The sequence below is a fragment of the Brevibacterium sp. SIMBA_078 genome, from assembly GCF_046534565.1.
Classification (GTDB): Bacteria; Actinomycetota; Actinomycetes; order Actinomycetales; family Brevibacteriaceae; genus Brevibacterium.
The window spans coordinates 1-313 of sequence record NZ_JAWRYQ010000108.1 but is presented as its reverse complement, the minus strand read 5'-3'; the positions used below and the strand labels follow the sequence as shown (position 1 = coordinate 313).

Annotated in this window: 1 protein-coding gene; it reads left to right on the top strand. The window is 47.9% G+C overall.

The genetic code is table 11. From position 1 onward, the window contains the following. A partial coding sequence (locus tag SB749_RS19070) for a hypothetical protein (RefSeq protein WP_410711684.1) occupies positions 1 to 313 on the top strand: 313 nt, incomplete at both ends.

Here is a 313-nt window from a genome sequence, read left to right as displayed (position 1 = left end):
ATTAATGCTGGTGATAAAGTCATTACAGGTGTCGCTAATGGCTCAGTAACTGCTGGTAGCAAAGAGGCGGTTAATGGCGGTCAGCTCAGTAGTGCTGCTGCTGCTGCCAAGACAGAAGTTGTGGCAGGCACTAACGTAGCCGGTGTGACTAAGAGCACAGGCGGTAACGGTCAAGACATCTACACTATCAATGCCAAGGGTGCTAGTACAACAGCAGGCTCAAGTGCGGTCACGGTAACTAATACCACTGATGCTAACACCAATGTAACTAATGCTGCAGTTGATCTTAGTGCTGATAGTAAAGCAAGCTTAG